We start from the raw sequence: 24,800 nt of genomic DNA, 5'->3' as shown, positions 1-24,800 counted from the left end.
TGGAGCGACTTCATTCTGCTAATGACAATCTGTCACCGGTAGAGTTTGAAAATTCTCAACTAAAAGTGTCCTGTTTGGGTTGACCAGTACAGAGTAAGCTGTCAGATTGACTTGCCTTGTTAGGCATCTGCTGTAAAGAAGTCTCTCGCTTTAGAGCCAACATACCATGTGATACCCTTGTTGGCAGAGAAACCTATAACAACACCAATACCAAAAGGTATAGCCTTTTCTAGGGCTTTGCGAGTAAAGGTAATACCAAGCTTTTTGAATATTTCTTTTACTGCCTGAAGTGTCGCTCCTTTGAGGTGTTGCTGAACTAACTTCACGAAGGCTTTAGAACCCACAGCCTTACCCCCTTCTTTAGCTGCCTCGCTCATTGCTCCTAAGCCAGCAATGATGTAACAAAGCCTCTTTTCTTCCTCAATTAAAATGTCATGGCCATATACTGTAGCAATAGCCATCGTCATTTCAATTTGAAATTTCATACAAGCTACAGCATCAGCACTAGCGCCACCTCCAATTGCGACAGCAGTACCAATTCCCGGGATAACACCTGTAAGGGCAGTAGTGCCACCTGCAAATGCAGCGTAATAGCTGTAATTGGATATGATCTTTTCAGAAGCTAGTTTCTGAACCTCACTTCCAGATTTATTTGGATTTGCTTTTTTGTACTTTTCCAAAACCTGAATGGATTCTTTTTTAATATCTTCTGGTTTAGCCAGAATCAACTCAACTGCCTTAAGCAGCTTTGGTTTATCTTCGACAATTTCCGTAGTCATTTATACTCCGATTTTTTTAGTTGCCTAACGCCGCACTAAGCGGCTGAAAATAGTGGGCTAAAATATGAGCGCAGCGAAATAGCCCGCTGTTTTCAGTCCGTTTGAGTGCCTTGTTAGCCAAACGCAATATGATTCTTAGTCAACTCTTTATAACGTTTATCGTTATGGATCTTATTAAGAATGGTTCCATTTTGCAGGAGGAAATCCAAAATTTCTTGAATTCTTTCACTACGAGCATTTGCTTTCAAGTTTGTTAAAACAGTAATCATATGCTTTTGGCAATGAGTATTATCTAATGTTACTCGAACTTCATTGGTATGCATTGCAATGATGGTGTTAATTATATTTTGGTCACCGAGCATGCCAAAAAATTGATCGTATAACGGACGGCCAGCAGGTGAAACACCAGTATTGTATGGGATGCCTTTACCAACACGACAAATCAGAACAGCTTTAATGATTTTATTAACTCTTTCAACAGGAATATCGGCCTCTGTTTTTAAATAAGAAAGTATTTTACGCATATGAGGAGGTTCATTGTAAAAATTATCCCAAGAGTATCTTGCTTGTAAAAGGTCATCGACATGGCTATCCAATGAAATGATTTTTGAGTCTAGGGACTGATAACGATTTCCATCACAGAAATTGAAAAATTCAACACCTAACGCATGTTTGTCGTTATGAAGATTATTTTTATAACCATCTATTGTTACCCCAAGTTTGTATTTAACATTGTCACTACTTTTAGCCCAAATATGAGGAGCAAATAATGCTATGTTTTTCCGAACAATGTTACCTGTACTTAAAGTACTGTATATTCCAAAAATACTATTTAATAAGTTGTCCGTATTTTGAAGAGAAAGATCACCTAACGGTTTTTCCATGCTAGAAATTGTTGCAGCGTCTAAAACATCTTGTGATCTTTTTAAATTTTCAATAAATGATTTTATTTGTATTGCCGAAGCGGAAGGTTTGTCATTTAAAATATCTTGGACGCAAGTTTGTAACCAACCTAATAATTCATAAGCATTTATTGAATAAGAGTTGGGGTGCGAAGCACCAATGTCATTTCTCATTGTTAAAATGTGGTTTAGCTTTGTATAAACAATATCGGAGATTAATTCGAGTTTTCGGCATGTGTTTACAAGGTTATTATCTTTAAGACCTGATAGGTCTTCTTCGGTAGTGTAAAACTCTCTTCTGCTTCCCCCTACAGCTGCATCAAAGAACATATCAAGCCCATAAACAATAACTTTTTCTCGTAAATTTATAACTACTTCATTCCAAACATAATTCAGTGACGCATCGAACAAACCAATAGCAGCTCCAGCAACAAACTTAGATAAATAGCGTGCGTCTCTTTTAACTTCTGCTGGTAATGACTCAATAAATGCAGGTAGATTAGCTTCAATAATTTTTCGTTCAGGGAGTGAAGCAATAATATTTTCTGTAGGCAACCCTAAGTGAGCTAGATACCCTTCGAATCTAGTTGTATCTGTAGAAAGCATACCTGCTTGTGGTTTTGATAATAATTCAGTACTCATTTATTCTCTCCATGCTATGAGCGGGAAGTTTGGCTAACATTTTATTAGTGCGCATGCGCGTTTACCTCATTAGACCAGTGAAAACGCGCACAGTTAACTACCTGTATGCAAAGAACTTATCAGTTTTTTATCAAATACACCATCCGGAAAAACGCGCATGCGCGTTTTTCAAACCTATTAACTAATTTTGGAAAAGTATATACAAATTGATTTTAAAGGGTTTTGTTAATTTTAGGCTGGATAAACGCGCAAACTAATGAGTGCAAAAACACTCAAAAGCATCTAAATTTAAATACGACTGTATACCCATACATTGTTAGTCGCTTTACGGTAGGGCCAAACATTAGGTAAATAGATGAGATTTTGTAGGGCAATTCATTCGTCATTTTTCGATTCACTAAATGAATGCTAGCAAGCTTTGGGGCAATATCTTTTTAGCTAAACGAACAGCAGAAGTGTTAGTTAAGATTGGCATTGTTGCAACTGTGACCGTTGGCGGCATGGATGCCGTCGTCGAGCCCACAGGGACGAGTTTATGGCGAGTCACAGGGGAAACAATGACAATGAATACAGCACAACTGACGACAAAGTTATCTTGCTTTGGGCATTAGCTTTTCAGCTAATCGAACAGCGATAGGGTTAATGAGGATTGGCATTGTTGCACCAGTGACCTTCTAAAACAGGGATATTTTATTAGAGCACTCAGGGAGGCTTATTTTGAAAGAAACAGACGGCGAGTCACTGGGGAAACAATGACAATTGATGTGTCACAACAACTGACGACAACGTTATCTTGCTTTTGGGCAAAAAGAAAAGCCCGCGGCTGCGGGCTTGACGTGACTTAAAAATCAACGGAATACAAAGACTGACTTAACGATACGTCAGCGTCGTAGTATCCGTTAACTTGTCATTATCTTTAACGGTGAGTTCAACAGTGTGTTGACCACGGCGGGCAAGGCGTAATACCACTTGACCGTTAGCGCGGGTGCCATTGTCGAACGTCCATTTATGTTGCTTGATCACGCCATCGGTATCGTAGCTAGTCGAGATAAACATATCGACAAGCAATAAATTGATACGCTGAATTTGCGCAACCGGCGGTTGTTTCACCTCTCCAACAACCACAGTCACCGCTTGCGACGTGCTATGGGTTAGGCCGTCGTTATCTGTCACAGTTAGCGTGACCAAATACTCACCGCTTTGGCTGTAACTGTGAGTCACTACATCGCCCATTGCCACTGTGTTGTCACCAAAGTTCCACTGGGCTGATACAATCTGTCCATCGCTGTCGGTTGAAGTGGATGTCAGTTGCACTGCAGCCCCATTCACTACTTGAGTGAAACTGGCTACTGGCGCGATGTTTTCCGCTTCAAGCAAGAGTGAAATCACCACAGGATCGTGATCCGATGAGCGATATGCATCCGTGGCGAATAAGTCTTGGATTTGAGCAGGCGTCTTAAACTCTTCGTTGTAATCCAATACGCGCGGTTCGTCGGTATTGATATGCCACTGCGTCACATCCACCACTTTATCCAGCAGGGCAGCATTCGCTAAAGCATGATCCAACTGACCCGATTCTGCCGAGAACACATAGGAATAAGGGTTCGGCTTTTCAAGTTTGGCAAATAACTCGCTAAAGCCCGCGTTACCTAACGCCGTTAATGGATCTTCCTTCGCATAGGCGTTCAAATCACCAATCAGCAGTACGCCTTGATCTGGATATTGCTCGCTAATCCATTGGCCTGCAGCCGTCGCCGCACGGGTACGTGTGATATTACAGTTGCCTTGACCGTCATTCAGATCAGGATCGCCCGCACATTCACTGCCCTTAGATTTAAGGTGATTAACCGCCACGACCACACTTTCTTCGCTGTCGTTCACGCTAAAGGTTTGAGTCAGCATTGGACGGTTTTTGTTATCGTCAAACAAAGGCTTTTGGTCGTCATCTAATGGCGAATTGGCACTGGATAGAATGCGCGCTGCGCCCTGTGGCGTGACTTTATCGCTACGATAAATCAAGCCGACCGTGATGGCATCAGTGCCAATCGCATTCATGCCTGTTGGCGCGATATAAGCGTAACGTGCTTCACCCACAGCGGCATTCAAACCTGCGACTAAATCGGCAATGGCTGAATTAGCGCCAAAACCATCGTTCTCGATTTCCATTAAGCCAAATACATCGGCACTAATACCCACCATGGCGCTGACAATCTTCGCCTTTTGACGCTCAAACTCGCTTAAGGTATTGGCACCACGCGCGGTTGGGAAACCTGCGCCTTGGCCGTCGCCATTGAAGTAGTTAAGCACGTTAAAGCTAGCGACTTTTAAATTACCACCCTCAACCAATGTGGGCGCAACTGGGCGTGGGTTTTCCGCCACAAAGTTCACCGTTTCGATTGGCATAATACGATACAGATTAAAGCCATAGTGCATTACACCTGTAAGTGATGTGGCTTTATCGCCTACACGCACAGTGTTTGATGCGCTCAAACCAGGAGCGGGGAATTGCACAGGATCAGGATTCTGCGCCGTTAACCCATCATCCAATAGAATGCTGTCGCGTTGGTTAGCCGCGCTCACTGCCAGCGCATCAGCGCCAGGTGCTGCCACCTGCGCACCAATAAAGTGGCGCTGACTACCTAATGAAATCTCACCATAACGACCGAGGTTATAGACTTCGTTTACTACTAAATCTTGGCTAAAACGAACACGCATACCCTCAAATGGCTCAAAATCATCACTGCTGTTAACTGGTAAAGTCAGCACAGCCGCCGTTGGCAATGCTTGCCCTGTGGCGCAAAGCGTGTGTGCAGACAAGGTAGTTAACTCTGTTAGGCCTTGATATTCAGTCACTTTAGCTTGTAAACGAATACGATCGCCCGACAAATAAGCGGTGGGTGCAGTGCCGGTATGTACAAACACACCTTCAGAGGTTTGTGGATCGTTATCAGCTTCGTTATCGGCCATTTGTACAAAAATGCCCTTAAGGCCGGCTTCCTGATTACTGACAACAACCGCTTCAACCACTAAAGTTTGGCCGTTAAGTGGGCTTGCTGCGCCCGCACCTTGAAGAGTATGAATTGCCGTGGCTTCTTCGCCGCACACTAAAGAACTCGGTGGTGGATCGACCGGATCAGTTGGCGTACTTGCGCTAAATTTACCCAGATCAGAAATATCGTCCTTCGCAAAACCTAGCCAAGTGCTAAAGCTGACCGCATCGTCACTAATGGGATCGGCAATCAACTGCTCGGGATTACGGCGCAGGGTGTTGTCTTGCGTGGATAAATCACCACTGCCCCACTCGGCACCAGGATCAACACCGACTTGACCTAAACTATCAATCACTTGATTTTGATAGGTCAGTTCAATGGCATCATCACCATTAAAGAAACTCGCGCTACTTTGTTGATCTGTCACTGCAAGGATATCGGCAGAGGCATCATTATCGGCAACCACATACGTCGCCCCCGCCGCTAATGAGCCAGTGAGCGCAATGGTCGTGCCTACGTTGGTGCTGCCATTAAAATAGAAACGCAATTGGTATTGGCTTAAATCAATAACGCCCGCGGTTGGGTTATACAGCTCGATGGCTTTATTGTTGCTGCTGCCTTCGACGTATTCTGAAATGATCAAATTATCCGCGCCATGGGCAAGCCCACAAACGCTGCCGATGGCTAACGCCAGTACAGTTTTAGTATTAAACATTAAGACCCCTAAATGTATTGTTTTAATATTTGATATGAAATTGGTATCTGATTTATGTGGTTAGATGCTTTAAAGCGATCTCACTTTAAAGACTGACGATACTATAAACGATAAAGGTTACAAATTGGTTGCCATTAGGTTGCAACTAAAGATGGATATTATTCGTAGGATTTAGCAGCAGAGCTTAGCGATCGGAGCTAGGAAGAAAGCAGTACGGCAGATACTGACCGTCCTATATAAAAGGCGGCCAGAGAGAATAAATGTGATGAGAAAAATGAATGTGGTAAAGATAAATTGCTGTTAAAAATAAGCAGCGTAAACAGCAAAAATGAATAACAGCAATACACTAGGGATTATAAGGGCTGAAGTTTTTCATCGAGTAACTTAACCAGTAACAACTCACCGTTGTCGTTCACCCTAAACTCACCGTATTTAGCGGTACTAAAATGATCGGCTTGCCCTTCTTCGAAGAAAAAGCTGTTCGATGCCAGTTTGATTTGATTACCTCGGGCACGAAATTGTACCCGCAGTTGATCTTTACCGAGCGCTTGGTCGGTATAAAAGTCTACAAAACGCGCCACTTTTTGCTCATCTACTGCCAACAATAACTGGCCTTGCATTTGCTGCGGCGTTAAGGCACTGCTAACATCGCGGGCAATTGCATATTCCAGCGCCATGTAATCCCCCTGCATTAACGAGCGCGGATCCACGGGTGCTAATGCAAAGCGCACTACTTGCCCATGGTTAAGCAACTGTTCAAACTTGAAAATCCGCCAATTCACGCCCGTAAGAATCGCCACTGTGGTGAATAATACAATCCCAAGCGCCCACTTATGTGTAGCCGATAGCTTTGCCATCACATTTCCCATCACATAGTCTCCTTGGCATTTTCATTGGCAGGAAATAACCGCCACATTAGCACTCTAGCCACCAGTAGTAGCGCACCTAAGCCCATCATATAGGCGGATTTGAGTAACAAAGTCGTCTCGAGGGAATAATAATATCCGCTGACAAAGAGCAATGCAGCGATAATTCCCATGCTTTTTAGCCAAAATTCATTGCTATAATGACCGAGTAAAATCAAGAGGATGGCCGTAGATAACCCCTGCATGGGTAAAGATAAGCCACTCACTAAAACTAAACCGATAAAACAGCTGAGTGCCGGCAACGAGTACAACGATTGCTGGCGCTCACGATAAATATTTATCAGTAAAAAACTGCCTATCACGAAAATGATCAATAGTTGCAACACACTAAACCACAGCGTTTGTTGTAAAGGATTGAATAACTCGTCAAAGAGATAATCCATGCTAAAAGCATGTGTTAGTTGAACATCCAACAACATCAATGCAAAACCATAAAGCAACATACGCGCGCGTTGATAATGTCGCCCTAAACGATTGAGGTTGAATAATAGCGAACTGACGATTAACACCAACACACTCGGGCAGAGATAGAATAAGTTCATCTGTGCCGCAATGCCGACAAAGCAAGCACTGACACAAAAGGCAAATACAAACTGAGCCAAACTATGGTTAATTAACCCCCAAAGTAGCAAAAGAATGCTCGCCATACACAGATACCAAGCCATGCTAAAGTCGTACCCAAAAATATTATATAATCCCCAAGCAATGCCTAAGAGTCCACTCAAACAAACGGCAAAAGCAAACTGCTGCACAAAGATTTGCGGTTTGGCCAGCAAGTAAAACCCAAGCCCTATGCCCAAATAAACGATACCAACAACTAAAGCGATATCCTCTTCATTTTGATCAAACACCACGTTTAACAGTGAGGCCATAAACCCTAGTAGAAACAAGGCGGCTATCCAAGCGGCGAAAGCTTGCATAACGGCAATATACCAAGGCGTATCTTGCGTTTCAGGGGCATGAGGTAATTTTACTTTACCTTGGGCATATAAGGTTTGCCACAATACGGCCAGTTCAGGCTCACTCGAACTGTCATTGGGCGCCGCGCTATTATTTAATGCGTAATTGAGCGGCTGACCTACTGATAAGTCTTTATTTTCGTCCATGAGTGTCTCCCACTATTTCCTTATTGGTACTTAATATCGCGGGCGACGTTTTAAAAAGCCGGTTCAATTTTCTTAAGCCCATGCTTAATCCGCTGCTTGCTAAAATAATATAAAGACCAATAAAGAGAAAACCACCAATAGGATCGCTGTTTTCAAACATTAATTTAATCAGTAATGCCGCGCCCACAGCAATCAGGCTAAAGCCGCACAAGGCTAAGGGGTATATTCGCGGTAATACATAACGAAACACCAAGAAGCTGAGGCCAAGGTGAGCAATATAGCCGCAGAAAATCCAAGAATTAAGCTCTCCGTGGTTAAAAACATCATCAAAAATCAACCAACAGATTAATAACGTAAAGCAGCCCATAGCAAACATCGAACTGGCGTACTCCACAAGCGGAGCATGCCAACGCCCCGCCACTTTTCGGTCTAAAAAAACAAAAGCATAATAAATGGCTAAATTTAAACAGATAAATATTAGTAGCAGTCGCTGCTCATCCCAGAAATCACCCCAGAAATGAGCAAAAGTATCAAAAAGTAATCCTAAGCTAAGGTTAAACAATGCCACCACGAGTAACCATAAAGCATCAAACCCTGCCACCCATGCAAAAGGTAAAATGAGCAGCGCCCATAGAGCAAATAGCTGCCAAGGATCTGCCCCCGTTTGATAGGTTTGTCCAACCAGTGCCAATAAACCGCCCACTAACACGCTTGCTGTAAGCAATACTGTATTAGCTGTTGTGGCACCAAATACCGTAGATTGAGTATTCGCTTGGTTCCCAGTATTAGCCTCAGTTTGAGCCTGATGGACTGAGCTAAACTGATGTGCGGTGCGATAATAGAGCCAAGCGAATACCGCTATAGCGAGCAAGATCGCAACTTCGATAAGAGCAAATTTGGCAAAACGCCCGAGGGATTGCCAATTGTAGGCAAAGAAAAAAATCAAACCACAGGCAGCACTCAGCGCACCAAACCACAGTAATAAGTGAGCAATTAGACCGCGCCAGCTCGATACATTAGGCCGCGAAGCCAGTTGTACATAAAGCGTATTTGCCTGTTCGGCGGTGATATGTCCCTGTTCCACCCAATTACACACTTGAGATGCTATTTTACTCAATGTGAGATCTCCCTAATCCATTTTGCGCGAGCTTACTCATTTCGTATTAGCTTACTCTGTTAAGGTTAATATTCGCATGCTATCTGAACTATATAAGCAAAAATAATGCTGAACCGAGCGAACTTGCCGCTGAGTATGATATTACATTAAAAATAACTTGTTCTATCTATTGAGAAAGTGAGTGTTACGTCATCGATATCAATGGTCCAAGTACTGCAAAAATTGCAGTAAGCAAGAAAACCAATGCTTTTATTATAATTATGTTCCCACTATTAGGTGGGCTTAATATGGCAATATAAAGCTGCCAAATTGCAAAGACACCGTAATTCATCCCGATAAATAACAATAAGCTAAAGGCGTACATCCCAGGGATAATCTTTAATGCACAAGCAAAAAATGCGAATGTAGATGTCACAAAGAAAACCGATAAGCAATGGAATAAGCACCGTAACATTTGCTTACTTTGAAGTGATATATGCGCATTTAACAGTGGCGTTAATAAAATACGTTTAGCATAAATTAAATGGTATACACAGATACCAGCACTCAATACCGTCGCAGCTATTAATATCACTACCATAATGTTCTCATTTTATTGTGATTAACCATCAAAACTTAACTTTGAATAAAGGCGATAAAATTAGCGCATAAATAAAAACTTAAGCATAAACATCACAATAAGACCTTAAAACCCAGATTTGTATTTCAATTAATAAAAAATAAGCGATTCGATCACTATCAAATTACCCCTATCTAAATTAAGACTAACAGCACACCGCTAAGAGTTACCTTTAACAATCCCTCCTTTAATATGCAAAAAGGAGCCTGTTAGCTCCTTTTATTTACAATATTGATAAATAACCTGAACTAGGGATAAGGTAATTAGATTAATCAGTTACCACAGCCACTATCCCGAGTTCAGGTTAAATAACTGGTTACATCGTTGCCATAGTCCAATAATCTAAGCGCTTTTGTGGCTCGGCTAATAGGGTTTTGCATTGTTCTTTATATTGTCCCATTAACGCCCCTAAGCTACTTGAACCGCCTAGACTTTTGATTTGACGCGCCTTAGCATCAGCCACCGCTTGAGTGACTTCAGCCTCTGAATTATATTTTTTAGCGAGGTTTTCAGCTTCAACTTTAGAACTTTTTAAACGTTCACCCACAGCCTGCATTTGTGGAGCATTCATTGCACCTATCGCTTCGGAGCTAATTTGGTAGTAAGCGGCGCATTCAATCAATTCTTTGCTAAATGCTTTTTCTGCTTCACCGGCCCAAGCGGCTGTACTGGCACCTAATACTAAACCGCCTAATACTAACGTTTTTACCTGAGTTAACATGTTACTTTTCCTTTTGAATCGTTATAAATAAACCTAATCAAGCCCTTGATGGATCTCAAACTCGTAGGTATAAAAATGTTGATTACGCACAAAGCCTAGACCTTCATACAAGCCCTGCGCACGCTGGTTTTTCTGTTGTGTTTCTAACATCAAATAACTCATATTATGTGCTTTGGCATAACAAACAGCTTGTTGTACTAATGCCCGCCCAATGCCGACACAGCGAGCGTGTTGTGTCACATAGACATCATTAAGAATTAATATCGGCGCCAAACGTAGCGATGAAAAACTGGGATACATTTGAATAAAACCTAATCCTAGCCCTTGATTATCTTTGGCGATAAATATCACCGACGACTCATCCACCAATCTTGAACAAATAAACTGCTCTGCGGCCGCTAAATCATCTCTGCGCTCGTAAAACTGTCGGTACTCATTGAATAACACAGCAACCTCATGGGCATGAGTCACATCTGCTCGAGTTATAATGCTTGCCATGGATCTTTCCTTTTTATCGTTAGAGTATTGGCGGTCGTTGTCGCAATCGAAATTGCAGACTGTTTTTCACCGCTGGCCACTCAGCATCAATAATGGAATACACCACAGTATCGCGGATTGTGCCGTCTTTAAGAATTTTGTGATTACGCAACACCCCGTCTTGCTTAGCACCAAGTCTAGCAATAGCTTGTCTGGAGGCTTGGTTATGCCAGTGAGTGCGAAACTCAACGGCAATCGCGTCTAAGGTTTCAAAGGCAAAGGTCAGCAATAGCAATTTAGATTCCGTATTAATACCAGTACGCTGGGCACCTTTGGCATACCAAGTGTAACCAATTTCAAGACGACGATTGTCAGGTTCCCAATGGCAAATTCGCGTGCATCCGACAATTTCACCAGACACTCTATCGCGCACCGCAAACGGAAAACTCTGACCCAGTGCTTTTTCCTCGATGGCTTTAGTTACATAGAGTTTCATCTGTGCAGGCTCTGGCACGCTGGTAAACCATAAACGCCAAAGTTGACCATCTGTAACGGCTAAACTCAATGCCGCCACATGGGACAAAGATAAGGGCTCCAGCACGATATGCTCACCCGTTAAACAACCTAAGTTATCGTCACAGCCCACAGTCTCGCCTCCATTAGATGATAAAAAGTGTGTTATAGCGCACGTTTTTATCTAGCCTAACATTAAACGAGAATAAAAAAACACTCTATTTTCAGCATGATTGGATAAATTTATTCGATTGTCAGTGACATGGATAACCTAAACCTAGCCACAGCATTTAGGTATTCGATTTCTACAGATTAAAAGCCATGCACACTATTACTGACCCGAAACCAACCGGCAATGCTATTACGCTGAGCTAAGGTTTGGGTCACTTCATGGGGGAAACGCTCGCTAAGAAATATCACAAAATGGCCCATTTTAGGCGCGATGCGTTCAATCTCAATGTCAGCTTCATCATAGATAATCAACTCACCGCAATCCGCCATTTTCCAGTCAGGATTTAAGAAAAAAACAGTGGTTAAGATACGATTTTGACTGCCTTTTAGCGCATCGACATGTTTCTTATAAAATGCGCCAGGCTGATACACCGCATAATGACTTTCATAATCGAATAAGCCCATAAACAAGCGACGATTTAGGCCATTTTTGAGTTGCATCATTACATCCAAATACTGGTTATCGGGTTCATTTGACTCCTCTAACCATTGGATCCTATCACGACGAATATCAGGGTTTAATTGTTGCTCTATGCCACGACCAATCGAGGCAGCTTTAAGTTCATGTGCTTGCGTAGATTGGATTTTTTCCAATAACATTTGGCTAATATGGGTGGGTACTAAGTCAGATAAAAAGATATAGCCTTTATCGACTAAGGCATCAGCGATCACGTCCAGCATTGCTTCACTTAATTGCGAAACCATTATGCTACATCCAAAAATTGAGGCTACGCTTTTGCTGTACTCAAGGGCTCAAGGAAGGATTAAGTGAGCCTGATTTTCGAGGGGCGTCGAAAGAGATATGATTGCCATATCCCAATAGATAAATTCTGCAAGATTTTAGAGTAAAGGACGCTCGAATACAATAAAATAAAAATACATTAAAACAAATGCTTATAACTAACTAAACAGTTCAACCGGGGCGTCGTCAGGGCTAAGTTGCAAACACTGCTCAAAGTGTAATCCCAGTTTATTCAACAAGGCTTTTGAAGCACTATTTTGGCTGTTAACAATCGCGACAATACGCTTTATACCTAAACTTTTCCTTAAATCTAAAGACGCTTTCGCCGCTTCAAATGTATAACCTTGGCCCCAGTATTGCGGTAATAAAGCATAACCGATATCCACATCATTCAGTTGTGGACGTTTAATTAAGCCACACACCCCAATGCAAAAGCCGTTATGCGCCAGTACTACAGCATATAAACCAAAACCACATTCGGCATAACTTTTCATCGGTCCATCGGTGATATAGCTTCTGGCTTGTGCAAGAGTGCGTACGCCTTTATCGCCGATGTTCTCAATAAAACCTTGGCTATTAAGTAGGGCTAATATAAAAGATGCATCCGCAGTAGTCAGCTGGCGGAGGATCAATCGAGGTGTACGCGCAACTTGCATAGGATTTCTCCACTTTTTTACTATAGAAATAACATTTATAAATAACGAGCGTATTGACTGCCATCCTTTTGCGATTTTTTAGGCGCTATCACCGCAGGCGAGCCAAGATACAAAAAGCCAACGATTTGATCTTCTGGTGTAAGGCCCAATGCCTGATTTACATTAGCATCAAAGGCAAAGTCCCCCGTACGCCACACCGCGCCTAACCCTAAGGCAAATGCCGCTTGTTGCATGGCCATCGTTGCGCAACCTGCTGCTATTTGTTGTTCGAGTAAAGGCACTTTGGTATGTGCTTGCGTTTTTGCCACAACAGTAATCACCATAGGCGCACGCATTGGCATACCTTTCGCTTTATTGACAAAATCTTCATCCGCGTCATTCGCTTTTGCCGCCGCAACAAAAATGTCAGCTAATCGCTCTAACCCTTTATCTGTCGCAATAATAAATTCCCATGGTGTTAAAGCACCATGATCGGGCACCCGAATAGCCGCATCCAAAATGATTTTTAATTGTTCAGCATCTGGAGCGGGAGTCGTTAATCTGGGGGTCGATTGACGGGTAAGCAAGAGTTCAATAGCGTCCACGTTATTATCCTAATTCGATATAAATTGCGCTCAAGCATAGCAAATTACAGGTAAAGAGGCATAAAAAATCCCACTAATTCAGTGGGACTGATGTCATGTGTAAAGATTAAAAGCACACCCGATTATTGGATATCCTCAGCTTACCCAAGCTCATCTGCCAAATAAGCATCCTATTGTGGTAATAACATCTGGCTTTACTCGTTAGGTTTCTTTTTCAATCGCCTCTTGATTTAGCTCGGTGAGGTCTTGAATAAGCTTGTCTAATTTTTTATAGAAATGTGTAGATTGCTTTTCCGATAAGCTCGCGTTTATCGCAAGTAATAAAGTGCCAAAGGCTTCAGTATTTTTACGTAACAACACTTTATGTTGCTCTGACTTAAGTTCATCAGCTTGTGTCATCAACAAGGTTAACCGTTCGGTTAATAGCGCTTTATCGGCACGCTGCCACAGTGCGACCTCAAATTGACGCAACCATTCGTGGCGATACTCAAGCCACATATCCAAAGTGGATAAACGTTGCTGATTATACTGATGGATAAGCTCTTTTTGTGTTGCGCTTACACTACCAAGCCAATCATTAAACTGTTCTTGAAGGTTGCTATCGGCATCTTTTTGCAGCTGTTCGGCGGTCTTACCAGCAAATTTTTTGACAAGCTCCCTCTCATCCTCCCGTAATTTCGCGAGGATTTGCTTCACCTGCCCATCATTTAAAGACATAACGATAGGTAGCAGTTCCGGCAAGGAAAATTCAAATAATCGAAACCAATGTCGCTTAGCGATATCAACCTGTTCAACCCACAACTGAGGTGTTAATGCATTGGTTTTAATTAGATTTTCGACTTGAGTTAATTGCGCCGCATATTGGGATAATTCAGTGGATTGATGCCACTGGACCAGTTTTTCGATGAGGGTATCAAATACCTTTTGTTGGGATTTATCTAAGGTTACATAGTCCTCTTGCTCCCAACCGATAGCCCAGTCGAGAAAACGATAACTAAATTTTGTAGAACAGGCGCTTAAACCTAAAACAAACACCAATAGCATCACGCCTTTTTTCATTAGAATCTTCCATCCTAGAATTGTTTTTATTGAAATAAGACATTTAAACCGCTTTCACCTTGCTTAGGTTATAGCATTATTTGATTAAAATCGGCTATTGAGGATAAACAATACCGCTAGACTCAGGTAGCCAATACGTTAGTTATTGGGCGTTATCAGCGGCCAAAAACGATCAAACCAAGCAAGATAATCAATATTGTGACTAGATTGCGCTTGCCCCGCCATCAACAACGCCCAGTAACAAGCAAATACCCAATACATGTCAATGGCAGCGGGCACGGCTTGCACGGCATCCGCCGTAACATTAGGGTGCTGCTTTAGATATCCGTCAACCAATAATGTCTGTTGTGCTGGCGTTAATCTATGGGTAGCCAGCACCACCGCTAACTCGCACAATGGGTGCGATGCACTGGCATACTCAAAATCAATACAATACAAATGATTGTTTTTAAATAGGAGATTATGCGGGTTTAAATCTCGATGGCAAAATTGTGGTTTGATTAAACAGGCGGCTAAACAATTAGACCAATTTTTGATATCCATTTGAATACCAAGTAGTTTAGCCACTCGTTCATTCCACTCACAAGTATGGATAGGTTTATCAGTCACCTCATCATGCTGGCTTAGTGTCGCGCGATTCTTTAATGCAGCAGATGCCTGATAGGCGAGCATTTGTTGGTGATAACTCTGCCACTGCGCAGTGACACTAATATGATAAGGTCCTGTGGGCAATGAGCGTAATTGCAGTAACAATGCCAGTAATAAATCATGAGCTTGGTTAGGATGTTTGCTAATTTTTGTAGGGCCAAGCAGCGCCTGCGAGTCTGCATCGCTATGATGTAAGCCACTATTATGTAAGCCGCTATTATGTAAGTCGCTATCATCTGAGCTGTGAGAAGACACGCTGGGGAATAAAGAGTCTAGCTTAGATTGCCTCAACCCAGCCTGACCCAGCACAAACTGCCCCTGCACAAAATCAGCTGCACGGGTTTGGCACTCTAACGCTGGCCAATAAATAACATTGTCACTTTCAATAAACTCACTGAGGTAATAACGATTATCTTCACTCACCCACAGCAATTGTGGCGCAAGTTTAATGTCTGCTAATTGTTGCCAATAAAAACACTCCTGCTCACGATTGCAAAAGCGGCTTGCTGCACCGGTATTGACCCGGAGTACATAGCTCGCCGTAGGTGTAATAATTTTATAGTTGTGATTACTCAAACCACCTGAAAGCTCCTGGATACTTAACACTTGCACAAGCCCTGCGCGCCTGAGTATCGGGTACAGTGCGTTGAGTGAGGAGTTTGATGAAAGCGGCATCGCAGTATTTATATCATTCATTAATTGAATAACTTTAACACATTCTTTTTATAAGTATTTTTATTAAAATCGTTAGTATCACAGGCGTTGTCATCATAGGTATTGCGAGCATTCGCTAACGTGCTGCGCCACAGGAAATAGCCGACAACAGCAAGCACCACATAGAGCACAAATAACAATGAGGTGAGCATCAATCCTTTACTCAAATAAAGATAAATAGACACAAAATCAATCACGACCCAGTACAGCCAATTCTCCAATACTTTTTTTGCCACTAAATAGGTGGTCATCACCGCAAAACAGGTGGTCGCTGCATCTAAATAGGGAAACGCCGCTTGGGTATAGGTTGCCATACCATGCCCAACTAATAGCGATATCACGCCCGTTGTTGCAATCAGCTTTAAATGAGTTTTGAGTGACCAAGTGGTGACTTTTATCCCTTGTTCTTTATCACCACCTTGGGTCCAGAGCCAATAACCGTAGAGCGCCATCGCCATGTAATAGATATTTAATACCGATTCCATTAACAATGACACTTTCCAGAATAACACGGTATAAATGGCGGTACTGGCAAACGCTGCTGCCCAGCACCATACATTAGCCTTCATTGCCAACAGCAAATACGCCATCGCCAACAGCACCGCTAAGGCTTCCCATGCAGTCATCACATGGGCCTCACCAAACGCTGAATTAATGCTCTCGACTAAGGTTAGCCATAAATCCGTCATTGTATTGTGCTCACCTTCTGTTTAACGCAAAGACTATAAAGCCTATTCGCTGTGAGCTAAATCCAACTCACCGCCGATAAATTTACACACAAATACCGCCTTGCCCCATTTTTCATTAGCGGCTTTCATCTCGGTTGCAAGCATCGTCATCACGTCAAGATATTCGCCGCAAACTTGGGTTGCCATCGCATTGGTTACGCGTTCAATATTGGGGTAGCTATCCACGCGGCCGATAAACCATTTAATTGGGTCGAGATAGTTTTCATTTAATGGATACATGCTAATTTCTGCGGTGAGTTGCATTTTTATTTCCTTAAAACGTCAGTAGATTAAGAAAGCTGTAGCCTAAACGGTGGTACAGCCTTAGCGATTAAATAATTAACCTAGTCGTTATACCACTGATTACATGAACTTAATGTTAACCGTTACACCAAGCTGACGCGGATCGCCGTAACGAATATATTGTTTTTCTGCCCAACCACTGTCGGGCTCGTTACCGAAATAAAAGCCACGCACACCGTATTCTTCATCAAATAGATTGCGGCCCCACAAATAAGCAGACCATGCACTCGCCTCATATCCAACGCGAGCATTAACAATCGTATATGGCTCAGAACGGGAATCGTTACTGTCAGAATAGTAAAAATCGCTCTTACCACTCAGATTGAGGTTAGTAAACCAGCCTGAATTAGCCCGATAAGTGCCGCCCAGACTGTAAGTAAAATGCGGAGAATGGGCTAAATCACGGCCAGTTAAATCGACATCGGTGCCGTATTTATCCTGATATTGATAATTACCATAGGCGGTTTCTAGCCAACCTAAGCTTGAATAAAGTTGCAAATTATCAGTGGCATACCAAGTCGCATCGAGTTCAGCACCATAGTTATTTGAACTACCGGCATTTTCAGTGAATAGAATAAAACGCTGGGGTTTATTTGGATCTTGTAGCGATGCAGCCACCTGTTGATCTTGTCTGTCCATATAAAATAACGCCAGATTCGTATCGACAAGTCCTGCTAACCAATGGGATTTAAGACCGATTTCATAGTTGTACAATGTCTCAGTATCAAACTCTTTTTTATCATTCAGCTCAACCGGTAAGGTCATGTTAAACCCACCCGCTTTATAGCCCCGCGCTACACGCAGATAAGCATTATGTGAGTCGTTAAGCATTTTACTCAAGGCAATATGTCCGCCCCACATAGTTTCGCTTGGGTCGAAATCATCCTGGTTTGTATCAGAATAATGGCTGTTACGCTGCTCTAAACGTAAGCCCACAGACAAGGCATATTGGGATCCTAAATCGGTATCAAGCTGACCAAATAGTGCATAGTTAGTTGCCTCATATTCAGAGTCTAAAACTTCATCGGCGAAAGTATTATACTCAGAATACAATTGGTTATCTTCTTGTAAATTCATCGCATATACGCCGAGTAACCAGTCGGTACTCTCAGCAAAAATACGACTTTGCTCGGTAGAACTTAAGCGAAACTCTTGCGATAGCGTTTTACGCTGGCCCGTTTTATCCCAAAAATAATCGTACTGACATGGCGAGAACTGAATACCATCATCAGTACATTGTTTTGCCGACCAATAAGCTGAATTAGACCAATCGCCATCATAAGCATAATGGTGATCCGTATTAGCAAAGGAAGTTAACGAGGTCAGCTCAAATAGCTCAGCGCCCGAATACGTGGCCTTAAAGCCCGCGCCAGTAGTGCGTTGGTTATCAACACCGGGCTCATCTGAGGTGGTCTGTTTAGGGGAATTGGTTAAGCTCCATACATCGTAGCCATTATCAAAATCAGCATGCAGCACAGTTAAATCTAATTGCAGATCGTCATTGGCGTACCAACGCAGCTTAACGCGGCCACTAAATTCATCACGATTATTGGTGTCATCGCGTCCCAAAAACAGGTTATCGCGGTAACCATTTTGCTCATGTTGCTGCAATGAAACGCGGTACAGCAGTTTACCTGAGTCAGTTACAGGCCCTGAGCTAAAACCACTAAAAGTACGTAAATCATCATCACCAAGGGACACTTCAGCACCATGTTCAAATACATCCGTTGGGTCATTACTCTTTAAATAAATCAAACCCGCTAATGCATTAGCACCATAACGCGTGCCCTGTGGCCCACGCAGCACTTCAACCTGTTGTAAGTCATACATGCTCGACACCATGCCGATACCGGATAAATCGATATCGTCAATGATGTAACCAACAGAAGAATTGGGCGCGCCTTGGTATTGCTCTTGTTCACCTACGCCGCGAATTTGGAAGTATTTCGGCCGCGAGCTGCCGCCTGACCAGTTAACGTTAGCAATAGAATTAAGTAAGTCTTCAAAATGTTGCGCGCTTTCATCTTGAATTTTTTGCGCATCGATAACTGTAATGCTAGAAGGCATTTTCTCTAAACTGGCGCCGCGAAAATCCGCCGTTACCACCATGATTTCCATATCCTTATCAGGATCTGGTTTATCAAGCGCATCGGTTTGTGCAAAGGCAGGCGTGCTCAACGCAACGGCAATAGCTAAAGCCGATGGCACACGCGTTAAAGATAATGTGGGTGACGCGGTAAAAAATGACAGTTTACTGTTAAACATAGGACCTCAAATATCTAGTTTGAGATCCGGCAACGAATAAGCGATTCAGAAGTGTGCTGTTGATTGGCCCATTCCTACGCCGGTATGAGCCGGATCAGGTTCTAAGGGTTTGTCGAAAGACATCTCAGTTTGCAGTCGTTAATATTAATTATTAACATTAATTGACGACAAACACCCCTTGGCAGACATGAGTATACTGAGTAATGCTAGAGGATGACAGACATATCTATGTTAAAAAAATCAACCATGCGGCTCAACTTCAAACATTAAATATGATCTTTTACAAACAAATCGCTAACACCTCGGATCATACCCAGTGAATTTAGCTAACTTGAAGCATAATGTTGTAAACTCGCGCTATATCGACAACAGAGAGATTGTTTATGCAGCTAAAACCACTGGCTAAAGGACGTTTTAATCAACGATGGGAGCAAGATTACCCTCTAATTGAACGGGTAATAATGGAATGCGTCACCGAAACTAAAGCATTGAAAAAAGGTGTACACCTGATGACACAAGGACAAGCTTTTTCATCGCTCGTATTTGTGAAACAAGGTCGCGTCTCCCTAGGTCATACCGCCAGAAATGGACGCTGCTTTCAATTAGGCACAATGAATTGTGACTCACAATTATTTGGCGAAATGGAGTTTTTTACCCAGTATCGTTGCCAGCTTGACATCATCGCGAATGAGCCTTTAGAGATTGCTATCATTAGTGGTGACAAACTGCAGCTTTCGCTCACACAACATCCACAATTAGCGCTGTTTTTTGCCAGTGCCATGGCTATCGATTACCAAGATACTGTCGATATTTTTACTCGACGTATGCTGTATCCAATTAGCTATAATATTGCCTTTGATCTTTATCATCAGCACTTAAATGACTTACCTGTGGATGGGTTTACGAAACGTTATTTAGAGGCTGAACGTTTCGCTACCACCGATAGAGTTTATCGACGGGCAATAAAAAATCTCGAGGAACTGGGGTTAATTGAGCGGGAAAAGGACAGTATTCGTATTTTTAATCTTAATGCATTAAAAGCCTTTGTTGAACAAGGAGAATAAGGTGATTGTAAACTGTCATCAATTTAACAATCACCTCAGTTAGCCTTTTAGATAAGCCGTTTACTCACTTAAACGAGGTTTCATCCGGCTAGAAACAATCAACAAGCTTAAAATCACAGCATAAAATAATGGAATAACATACATGACTGTCTGTAATCCAATTATCTGCTCAAACATGGAGCTTATCGCAGGACTAAACATCGCCCCCGCACTACCGCTAATTAAGATGTAAGACACATTCTTACCGCTGGCTTTTTTAACAAAAGACACACCATAAGCAATAAATGCGTTATATAAGGCTGCACAGACAAAACCATAGCCATAGGTTAAATAACCGACCCATTCAATATTATCGGTAGTAACAATCGCCGCGGTAATCACCATAGCCAAAGTAATAATCGCTAATAAGAAGTGATTGATTTTAACGCGAGTCACTATAAGCGTTGAAATTAAGGCACCAATTAATGCCGCAGACCAATACTGGGTAATGATATTACCCGCATCCTCAAAGGGAATATTGAACTTCTGTTTTACGAATAAAGGCGCCCAAGTTAAAAATGTATACAGAGCCAACATGCCTAAAAATAAGCCCACTCCACCGCTAATAATCCCCAGGTTCCATTCAGATTTTTGTTTATCTTCTGCCTGAGTGCCCTGCTCGCATAGTGCAAAATTAGTAAATAACGTAAGCATAACTGTGCCTAGTGCAACTAAACCTACCGCTAAATAACTGTAACTCCATGATAATGAGTGAGTCAGTGCATAAGTGGTAATTAAAGGAAAGATAACACCAGCAATATTAAACGTAGCATCCTGCACCACTAACATCGTACTTTGCAGTTTTTCTTGCCAGACAGACACAACAATAGTGCCGGCAATACATAATCCTATTCCCCCACAAAAGCCGATTAGCGTCATTGCGAGCATCACCCATTGAAGTGATGTCGTGAAATGTAATACCACCGCACACAGTCCAATTAAGCTATAGCTTATGAGGGTAATTCTTTTAATACCTATTTTTTCAATAAAGAAAAAAGCCGCAATTGTTCCTGCTAAAGCTCCGCCGTTGAGTAATGAAAAAATAGACGCGACTTCGTTCACATTGGCGGCAAACTTCTCCGCAATGGGTTCAATTAACATACCAAACTGAGTTGCAAAGCCTGCCATAATAAAGTTAGCAAGAAAACTAATGGCCGTTAATGTTATTTTATTATTCATTTTGTCACTCCATGAGTGAAATTAGGGTACAAAAATTAAACGCCAGAAAGCACCTAACTATTTAGTTAAGCGCCGTTGCTAATGCGAGTTCAATCATGTTATTAAAGGATAGTTGACGTTCTTCAGCGGTCGTTTCCTCACCGGTCAAACAGTGGTCGGATACCGTTAAAATAGCTAGAGATTCGATGCCATATTGATGTGATAAGCCGTAAAGCCCTGCCACTTCCATATCAACACCTAGCACTCCAAAACGCTCTAAAGCAGGGATCATATCTTCATCGGGATCGTAATAAAGATCACCACTAAAAATATTACCGACCTTAACACTAATGCCCTTTTCATTCGCTTTAGTATACGCTTTGTGTAACAAAGAGAACGTCGCCGAAGTGGCCATTTGATAACCGCTACTACGCTTAGTATTCGTTGGAGAGTCGGTGCCTGCGGCCTGCGCTAAAATAACATCTCGCATATGAACATATTTTTGCGTCGCACCTAAGCTGCCAATGCGAATAATACGTTTAACGCCAAAATAATTAATTAACTCATGTCCATAAAGCACCATCGATGAAATGCCCATACCATGGCCCATCACCGAAATACGTTGTCCCTGATAAAACCCCGTATAACCCAACATATTACGCACATTGGTCACTTCAACGGCATCATCAAGATAAGTTTCTGCAATATATTTCGCCCGCAGAGGGTCGCCGGGCATAATTATTGTTTCTGCAAAATCATTGGGTTGAGCATTAATATGGGCTGTCATGTTTATATCCTCATGTTGAATACTCTGATAGTAGTATCCAATTAAAGAATGTTTTTAGGACTAATGTCCGGATTTAATACTCACATGCGTATTTAATGCCTCGTTGATGATTAATTTTTACCCAATAAAAATGGCTTGCCTCTACTAAGAGCCAAGCCAAGAAAATATTATATTGGAAATGGGGCATTAATCGCAGGCTAAAACAACCGCCCTTCGTGATGCGGCATTGAAGCGATATGGCCAAAAATCAGATAATTAGTTTGAAAAGGTTTCGCGCACATACACATCAAATCGAACAGCTTGACTGTTTGGTGCCACTGCTGTGACTTGCAATTGTTGTTTACCGTGCAACTTAACTGATTTCCAACTGGTTGCTTCATCTTCAATGGTAAAACCACTGGCGTCGTACCAAGTAAACTTATACTGCACGCGCATATCGGTAGATGATTTACTCACTACCAGCGCCGATACTTGTATTACATCGGCAATACGGCGAGCATCGACGTTTTCAACGGCAATATTACGAGCAAAGCTACTGTTATCTACGCGTGTTTCGCCCTGCGAACTCACCGAAATACCCGCAGTATGTGAGGCGCAGGCGCTTAAGGTCAGTGCGGCGGCCAATATTAATCCACTATAAATTTGCTTCATTTTTATCTCCTTGTCACGCCACAAAATACGCAGCCAATGCGCATCATTCTACAGTAAACCTATCGCTAATCGTACTCAACTAAAGCCATGCTTTAGCATTACGTTAAGGCTTAAGCACTCACAGCTCATTGCTCAGACTTACCTTGTTAAGGCGCAATAATCATCAGCAATTGATTGAAGGTTAATCTATCAAAAAGTGCGCTCGCGCGGTAGCAATTAACTGTTTACGGTTTGTCTGCCAGCAACTAATGTTTACGTTGGCAACACGTCGCCCCTGACGGGTTATCCGACATTCTACAAAGCTATCTTTAAGTAAACCGGCACGCAAATAATCAATCGAAAAATCGACGACTTTAGGTACCTTTGCCGTTTGCATAAAGACCATTAATTGAACAATCGCTGACATTTCCATAAACCCAGCAATCACGCCACCATGGATAGCGGGTAACACCGGATTGCCAATATTGTCATCTTTAGCCGGCAGTTTAAAAATCAGTTCATCACCAAAACGCTCGACCTTCATGCCAATAAATTTGGCATAGGGCACATGCTCAAGTAAATGCCCAAAGTCATTAAGCTCAGTGGCGCGCTTCACAATGCCTTGCACATCAATCGGTGCTGTAATCGGCGTACTTTGCGATTGAGCCCCAGCGCCCAGTGGTAAACTTGCACTCACAGCACCAATCGTTGTATCAGCTTCACCCATCAGTGCTTGCCTAAAGGCATCGCCCACCATTTCTGGGCTTATGCGCATAAAAGACCCTACCGCATGGGCAATAGGCTGATCAATACTGTCTTGATAAGCGATAGCGCGGGTAAAGGCAATATTAGATGACAACCGATAGCACTCAGCAAAGCCATATACGGGTTTATGAGGCTGGGCAGGCTTCATATAATCCACCCGTAAATCTAACGTGGGTGAAATTTCTAATGATTGATATTTTTGATAAATGGCACTGACCACCGCACTACCACAAGCGGTATCCATCAAAGTGGTAATCACCCCACCGTGAATAACCCCAGTATCAGGATAACCAATTAATTCAGTGCTGTAGGGCAGCTCAATTAGCACATGGTGCTCACTTGCCTCAAGCACACTTAAACCAAGCCTGCGACACTGCGCGAGTTGATCCACAAATCGCTGCGCCATTTGTGTTAATGGAAAAAAGTCGCTATTTAATTTCATTAACCTTGGCTCAGCATAGGGCCTAAAGGTTCACCACCAACAAGGTGGATATGAATATGGTATACCTCTTGTCCACCATGTTGATTGCAGTTCATGATTAACCGGTAGCCATTTTCAGCTATCCCCGCCTCTGCCGCCAATTTAGCCGCCACTGTCATCATACGACCCAGCGCTAACTCATCTGAGGCTTTCATGTCGTTAGCCGTTGGGATTAAATGATTAGGTACAATCAAAATATGGGTCGGCGCCTTAGGCGAAATATCCCTAAACGCGGTGACTAATTCATCTTGATACAAAATATCTGCGGGAATTTCACGACGAATTATTTTGCTGAAAATCGTTTCTTCGGCCATGGGGCGTCCTCCTAGGGTTAATTACCTGTATCATATACTGAAGTCAGCGCGAAATGCGAGTTTAGCACTCACGATAATGCCAACATTTGGCGCATGCGACTTTCCTTTTGTATGAACATAATAAA

General features: G+C 42.5%; 25 protein-coding genes and 1 riboswitch. Of the genes, 2 read left to right on the top strand and 23 right to left on the bottom strand.

The genetic code is table 11. The features are described from left to right. Window positions 1-119: 119 nt before the first annotated feature. Window positions 120-779 carry an EcsC family protein gene (locus tag L2717_RS16170; RefSeq protein WP_248938101.1) on the bottom strand — a complete coding sequence of 220 codons (660 nt, stop codon included), beginning with the start codon at window positions 777-779 and terminating at the stop codon, window positions 120-122. Window positions 780-892: 113 nt separating this feature from the next. Next, window positions 893-2,323 (bottom strand): hypothetical protein, encoded by a 1,431-nt coding sequence (locus L2717_RS16165; protein ID WP_248938100.1) that lies wholly within the window; start codon window positions 2,321-2,323, stop codon window positions 893-895. A gap of 401 nt (window positions 2,324-2,724) precedes the next feature. On the opposite strand from L2717_RS16165, the gene L2717_RS16160 reads away from it, so the two are divergent. Next, entirely contained in the window at window positions 2,725-2,934 is a 210-nt protein-coding gene (locus L2717_RS16160; RefSeq protein WP_220774758.1) for a hypothetical protein, read from the top strand. 259 nt (window positions 2,935-3,193) lie between these two features. Here the strand turns inward: L2717_RS16160 and L2717_RS16155 are convergent, their stop codons facing one another. The 16 genes from L2717_RS16155 to L2717_RS16080 all read right to left on the bottom strand — a co-directional run bounded on the left by L2717_RS16155 (window position 3,194) and on the right by L2717_RS16080 (window position 19,437). Then, entirely contained in the window at window positions 3,194-6,028 is a 2,835-nt protein-coding gene (locus L2717_RS16155; RefSeq protein ID WP_220774757.1) for an ExeM/NucH family extracellular endonuclease, read from the bottom strand. A gap of 353 nt (window positions 6,029-6,381) precedes the next feature. After that, window positions 6,382-6,897: a GDYXXLXY domain-containing protein gene (locus L2717_RS16150; RefSeq protein WP_220774759.1), complete on the bottom strand. Its 516-nt coding sequence runs from the start codon at window positions 6,895-6,897 to the stop codon at window positions 6,382-6,384. After that, on the bottom strand, window positions 6,897-8,060 hold the full coding sequence (locus tag L2717_RS16145) for a DUF4401 domain-containing protein (RefSeq protein ID WP_220774756.1): 1,164 nt from the start codon (window positions 8,058-8,060) through the stop codon (window positions 6,897-6,899). The genes L2717_RS16150 and L2717_RS16145 overlap by 1 nt, the downstream gene beginning before the upstream one ends. Next, entirely contained in the window at window positions 8,047-9,177 is a 1,131-nt protein-coding gene (locus L2717_RS16140) for a DUF2157 domain-containing protein (RefSeq protein ID WP_220774755.1), read from the bottom strand. Before L2717_RS16140 ends, L2717_RS16145 begins: the two co-directional genes overlap by 14 nt. Before the next feature lie 184 nt (window positions 9,178-9,361). Continuing rightward, window positions 9,362-9,757, bottom strand: a complete 396-nt coding sequence (locus L2717_RS16135; RefSeq protein ID WP_220774754.1) for a hypothetical protein — start codon at window positions 9,755-9,757, stop codon at window positions 9,362-9,364. Between the two features lie 355 nt (window positions 9,758-10,112). Continuing rightward, on the bottom strand, window positions 10,113-10,517 hold the full coding sequence (locus tag L2717_RS16130; RefSeq protein WP_220774854.1) for a hypothetical protein: 405 nt from the start codon (window positions 10,515-10,517) through the stop codon (window positions 10,113-10,115). A gap of 33 nt (window positions 10,518-10,550) precedes the next feature. Beyond that, window positions 10,551-11,015: a GNAT family N-acetyltransferase gene (locus L2717_RS16125; protein WP_220774853.1), complete on the bottom strand. Its 465-nt coding sequence runs from the start codon at window positions 11,013-11,015 to the stop codon at window positions 10,551-10,553. Window positions 11,016-11,034: 19 nt separating this feature from the next. Then, window positions 11,035-11,640, bottom strand: coding sequence for a GNAT family N-acetyltransferase (locus L2717_RS16120; RefSeq protein ID WP_220774852.1), 606 nt, complete (start codon window positions 11,638-11,640; stop codon window positions 11,035-11,037). Window positions 11,641-11,819: 179 nt separating this feature from the next. Continuing rightward, window positions 11,820-12,443, bottom strand: a complete 624-nt coding sequence (locus L2717_RS16115; RefSeq protein ID WP_220774851.1) for a 2OG-Fe(II) oxygenase — start codon at window positions 12,441-12,443, stop codon at window positions 11,820-11,822. A gap of 195 nt (window positions 12,444-12,638) precedes the next feature. Further along, window positions 12,639-13,136, bottom strand: coding sequence for a GNAT family N-acetyltransferase (locus tag L2717_RS16110; protein ID WP_220774850.1), 498 nt, complete (start codon window positions 13,134-13,136; stop codon window positions 12,639-12,641). A 35-nt stretch (window positions 13,137-13,171) separates the two neighbouring features. Beyond that, complete coding sequence (locus L2717_RS16105) at window positions 13,172-13,720, bottom strand: NAD(P)H nitroreductase (RefSeq protein WP_220774849.1); 549 nt, start codon at window positions 13,718-13,720, stop codon at window positions 13,172-13,174. A 201-nt stretch (window positions 13,721-13,921) separates the two neighbouring features. Next, entirely contained in the window at window positions 13,922-14,779 is an 858-nt protein-coding gene (locus L2717_RS16100; protein ID WP_220774848.1) for a DUF6279 family lipoprotein, read from the bottom strand. Window positions 14,780-14,917: 138 nt separating this feature from the next. Beyond that, window positions 14,918-16,123 carry a phosphotransferase gene (locus L2717_RS16095; protein ID WP_248938099.1) on the bottom strand — a complete coding sequence of 402 codons (1,206 nt, stop codon included), beginning with the start codon at window positions 16,121-16,123 and terminating at the stop codon, window positions 14,918-14,920. Continuing rightward, window positions 16,123-16,830 carry a nicotinamide riboside transporter PnuC gene (gene pnuC, locus L2717_RS16090; protein WP_248938098.1) on the bottom strand — a complete coding sequence of 236 codons (708 nt, stop codon included), beginning with the start codon at window positions 16,828-16,830 and terminating at the stop codon, window positions 16,123-16,125. The genes L2717_RS16095 and pnuC overlap by 1 nt, the downstream gene beginning before the upstream one ends. A gap of 42 nt (window positions 16,831-16,872) precedes the next feature. Further along, on the bottom strand, window positions 16,873-17,133 hold the full coding sequence (locus L2717_RS16085; RefSeq protein WP_220774001.1) for a hypothetical protein: 261 nt from the start codon (window positions 17,131-17,133) through the stop codon (window positions 16,873-16,875). A gap of 99 nt (window positions 17,134-17,232) precedes the next feature. After that, window positions 17,233-19,437, bottom strand: a complete 2,205-nt coding sequence (locus L2717_RS16080; protein ID WP_220774000.1) for a TonB-dependent receptor — start codon at window positions 19,435-19,437, stop codon at window positions 17,233-17,235. A 54-nt stretch (window positions 19,438-19,491) separates the two neighbouring features. Then, a riboswitch (TPP riboswitch) is annotated at window positions 19,492-19,626 on the bottom strand. Between the two features lie 194 nt (window positions 19,627-19,820). Here L2717_RS16080 and L2717_RS16075 point away from each other — a divergent pair. Beyond that, complete coding sequence (locus L2717_RS16075; protein ID WP_220773999.1) at window positions 19,821-20,501, top strand: Crp/Fnr family transcriptional regulator; 681 nt, start codon at window positions 19,821-19,823, stop codon at window positions 20,499-20,501. A 60-nt stretch (window positions 20,502-20,561) separates the two neighbouring features. On the opposite strand, the gene tsgA is transcribed toward L2717_RS16075, so the two are convergent. The 5 genes from tsgA to hinT form a co-directional block, all read right to left on the bottom strand. Next, window positions 20,562-21,719, bottom strand: a complete 1,158-nt coding sequence (gene tsgA / locus L2717_RS16070; RefSeq protein ID WP_220773998.1) for an MFS transporter TsgA — start codon at window positions 21,717-21,719, stop codon at window positions 20,562-20,564. A gap of 61 nt (window positions 21,720-21,780) precedes the next feature. Then, window positions 21,781-22,485, bottom strand: a complete 705-nt coding sequence (gene deoD, locus L2717_RS16065) for a purine-nucleoside phosphorylase (protein WP_220773997.1) — start codon at window positions 22,483-22,485, stop codon at window positions 21,781-21,783. Window positions 22,486-22,740: 255 nt separating this feature from the next. Beyond that, the gene (locus L2717_RS16060) at window positions 22,741-23,136 is read right to left on the bottom strand and encodes a YcfL family putative periplasmic lipoprotein (protein WP_220773996.1); all 396 of its coding nucleotides are present in this window, start codon (window positions 23,134-23,136) and stop codon (window positions 22,741-22,743) included. A 181-nt stretch (window positions 23,137-23,317) separates the two neighbouring features. Then, entirely contained in the window at window positions 23,318-24,322 is a 1,005-nt protein-coding gene (locus L2717_RS18260; RefSeq protein WP_220773995.1) for a PaaI family thioesterase, read from the bottom strand. After that, window positions 24,322-24,675 carry a purine nucleoside phosphoramidase gene (gene hinT, locus L2717_RS16050; RefSeq protein ID WP_076501849.1) on the bottom strand — a complete coding sequence of 118 codons (354 nt, stop codon included), beginning with the start codon at window positions 24,673-24,675 and terminating at the stop codon, window positions 24,322-24,324. The genes L2717_RS18260 and hinT overlap by 1 nt, the downstream gene beginning before the upstream one ends. Window positions 24,676-24,800: the final 125 nt, after the last annotated feature.

The organism is Shewanella glacialipiscicola (assembly GCF_023283485.1).
GTDB lineage: Bacteria > Pseudomonadota > Gammaproteobacteria > Enterobacterales > Shewanellaceae > Shewanella > Shewanella glacialipiscicola.
Note: the sequence above shows the minus strand (reverse complement) of the source record. Positions and strands in the feature narration are given on the sequence as shown.

What these genes read in the sequence shown, in the direction of transcription:
- L2717_RS16170 (WP_248938101.1), bottom strand. Translation starts at nt 779, where the DNA reads ATGACTACGGAAATTGTCGAAGATAAACCAAAGCTGCTTAAGGCAGTT.
- L2717_RS16165 (WP_248938100.1), bottom strand. Translation starts at nt 2,323, where the DNA reads ATGAGTACTGAATTATTATCAAAACCACAAGCAGGTATGCTTTCTACA.
- L2717_RS16160 (WP_220774758.1), top strand. Translation starts at nt 2,725, where the DNA reads ATGAATGCTAGCAAGCTTTGGGGCAATATCTTTTTAGCTAAACGAACA.
- L2717_RS16155 (WP_220774757.1), bottom strand. Translation starts at nt 6,028, where the DNA reads ATGTTTAATACTAAAACTGTACTGGCGTTAGCCATCGGCAGCGTTTGT.
- L2717_RS16150 (WP_220774759.1), bottom strand. Translation starts at nt 6,897, where the DNA reads ATGGGAAATGTGATGGCAAAGCTATCGGCTACACATAAGTGGGCGCTT.
- L2717_RS16145 (WP_220774756.1), bottom strand. Translation starts at nt 8,060, where the DNA reads ATGGACGAAAATAAAGACTTATCAGTAGGTCAGCCGCTCAATTACGCA.
- L2717_RS16135 (WP_220774754.1), bottom strand. Translation starts at nt 9,757, where the DNA reads ATGGTAGTGATATTAATAGCTGCGACGGTATTGAGTGCTGGTATCTGT.
- L2717_RS16130 (WP_220774854.1), bottom strand. Translation starts at nt 10,517, where the DNA reads ATGTTAACTCAGGTAAAAACGTTAGTATTAGGCGGTTTAGTATTAGGT.
- L2717_RS16125 (WP_220774853.1), bottom strand. Translation starts at nt 11,015, where the DNA reads ATGGCAAGCATTATAACTCGAGCAGATGTGACTCATGCCCATGAGGTT.
- L2717_RS16115 (WP_220774851.1), bottom strand. Translation starts at nt 12,443, where the DNA reads ATGGTTTCGCAATTAAGTGAAGCAATGCTGGACGTGATCGCTGATGCC.
- L2717_RS16110 (WP_220774850.1), bottom strand. Translation starts at nt 13,136, where the DNA reads ATGCAAGTTGCGCGTACACCTCGATTGATCCTCCGCCAGCTGACTACT.
- L2717_RS16100 (WP_220774848.1), bottom strand. Translation starts at nt 14,779, where the DNA reads ATGAAAAAAGGCGTGATGCTATTGGTGTTTGTTTTAGGTTTAAGCGCC.
- L2717_RS16095 (WP_248938099.1), bottom strand. Translation starts at nt 16,123, where the DNA reads ATGAATGATATAAATACTGCGATGCCGCTTTCATCAAACTCCTCACTC.
- pnuC (WP_248938098.1), bottom strand. Translation starts at nt 16,830, where the DNA reads ATGACGGATTTATGGCTAACCTTAGTCGAGAGCATTAATTCAGCGTTT.
- L2717_RS16085 (WP_220774001.1), bottom strand. Translation starts at nt 17,133, where the DNA reads ATGCAACTCACCGCAGAAATTAGCATGTATCCATTAAATGAAAACTAT.
- L2717_RS16080 (WP_220774000.1), bottom strand. Translation starts at nt 19,437, where the DNA reads ATGTTTAACAGTAAACTGTCATTTTTTACCGCGTCACCCACATTATCT.
- L2717_RS16075 (WP_220773999.1), top strand. Translation starts at nt 19,821, where the DNA reads ATGCAGCTAAAACCACTGGCTAAAGGACGTTTTAATCAACGATGGGAG.
- tsgA (WP_220773998.1), bottom strand. Translation starts at nt 21,719, where the DNA reads ATGAATAATAAAATAACATTAACGGCCATTAGTTTTCTTGCTAACTTT.
- deoD (WP_220773997.1), bottom strand. Translation starts at nt 22,485, where the DNA reads ATGACAGCCCATATTAATGCTCAACCCAATGATTTTGCAGAAACAATA.
- L2717_RS16060 (WP_220773996.1), bottom strand. Translation starts at nt 23,136, where the DNA reads ATGAAGCAAATTTATAGTGGATTAATATTGGCCGCCGCACTGACCTTA.
- L2717_RS18260 (WP_220773995.1), bottom strand. Translation starts at nt 24,322, where the DNA reads ATGAAATTAAATAGCGACTTTTTTCCATTAACACAAATGGCGCAGCGA.
- hinT (WP_076501849.1), bottom strand. Translation starts at nt 24,675, where the DNA reads ATGGCCGAAGAAACGATTTTCAGCAAAATAATTCGTCGTGAAATTCCC.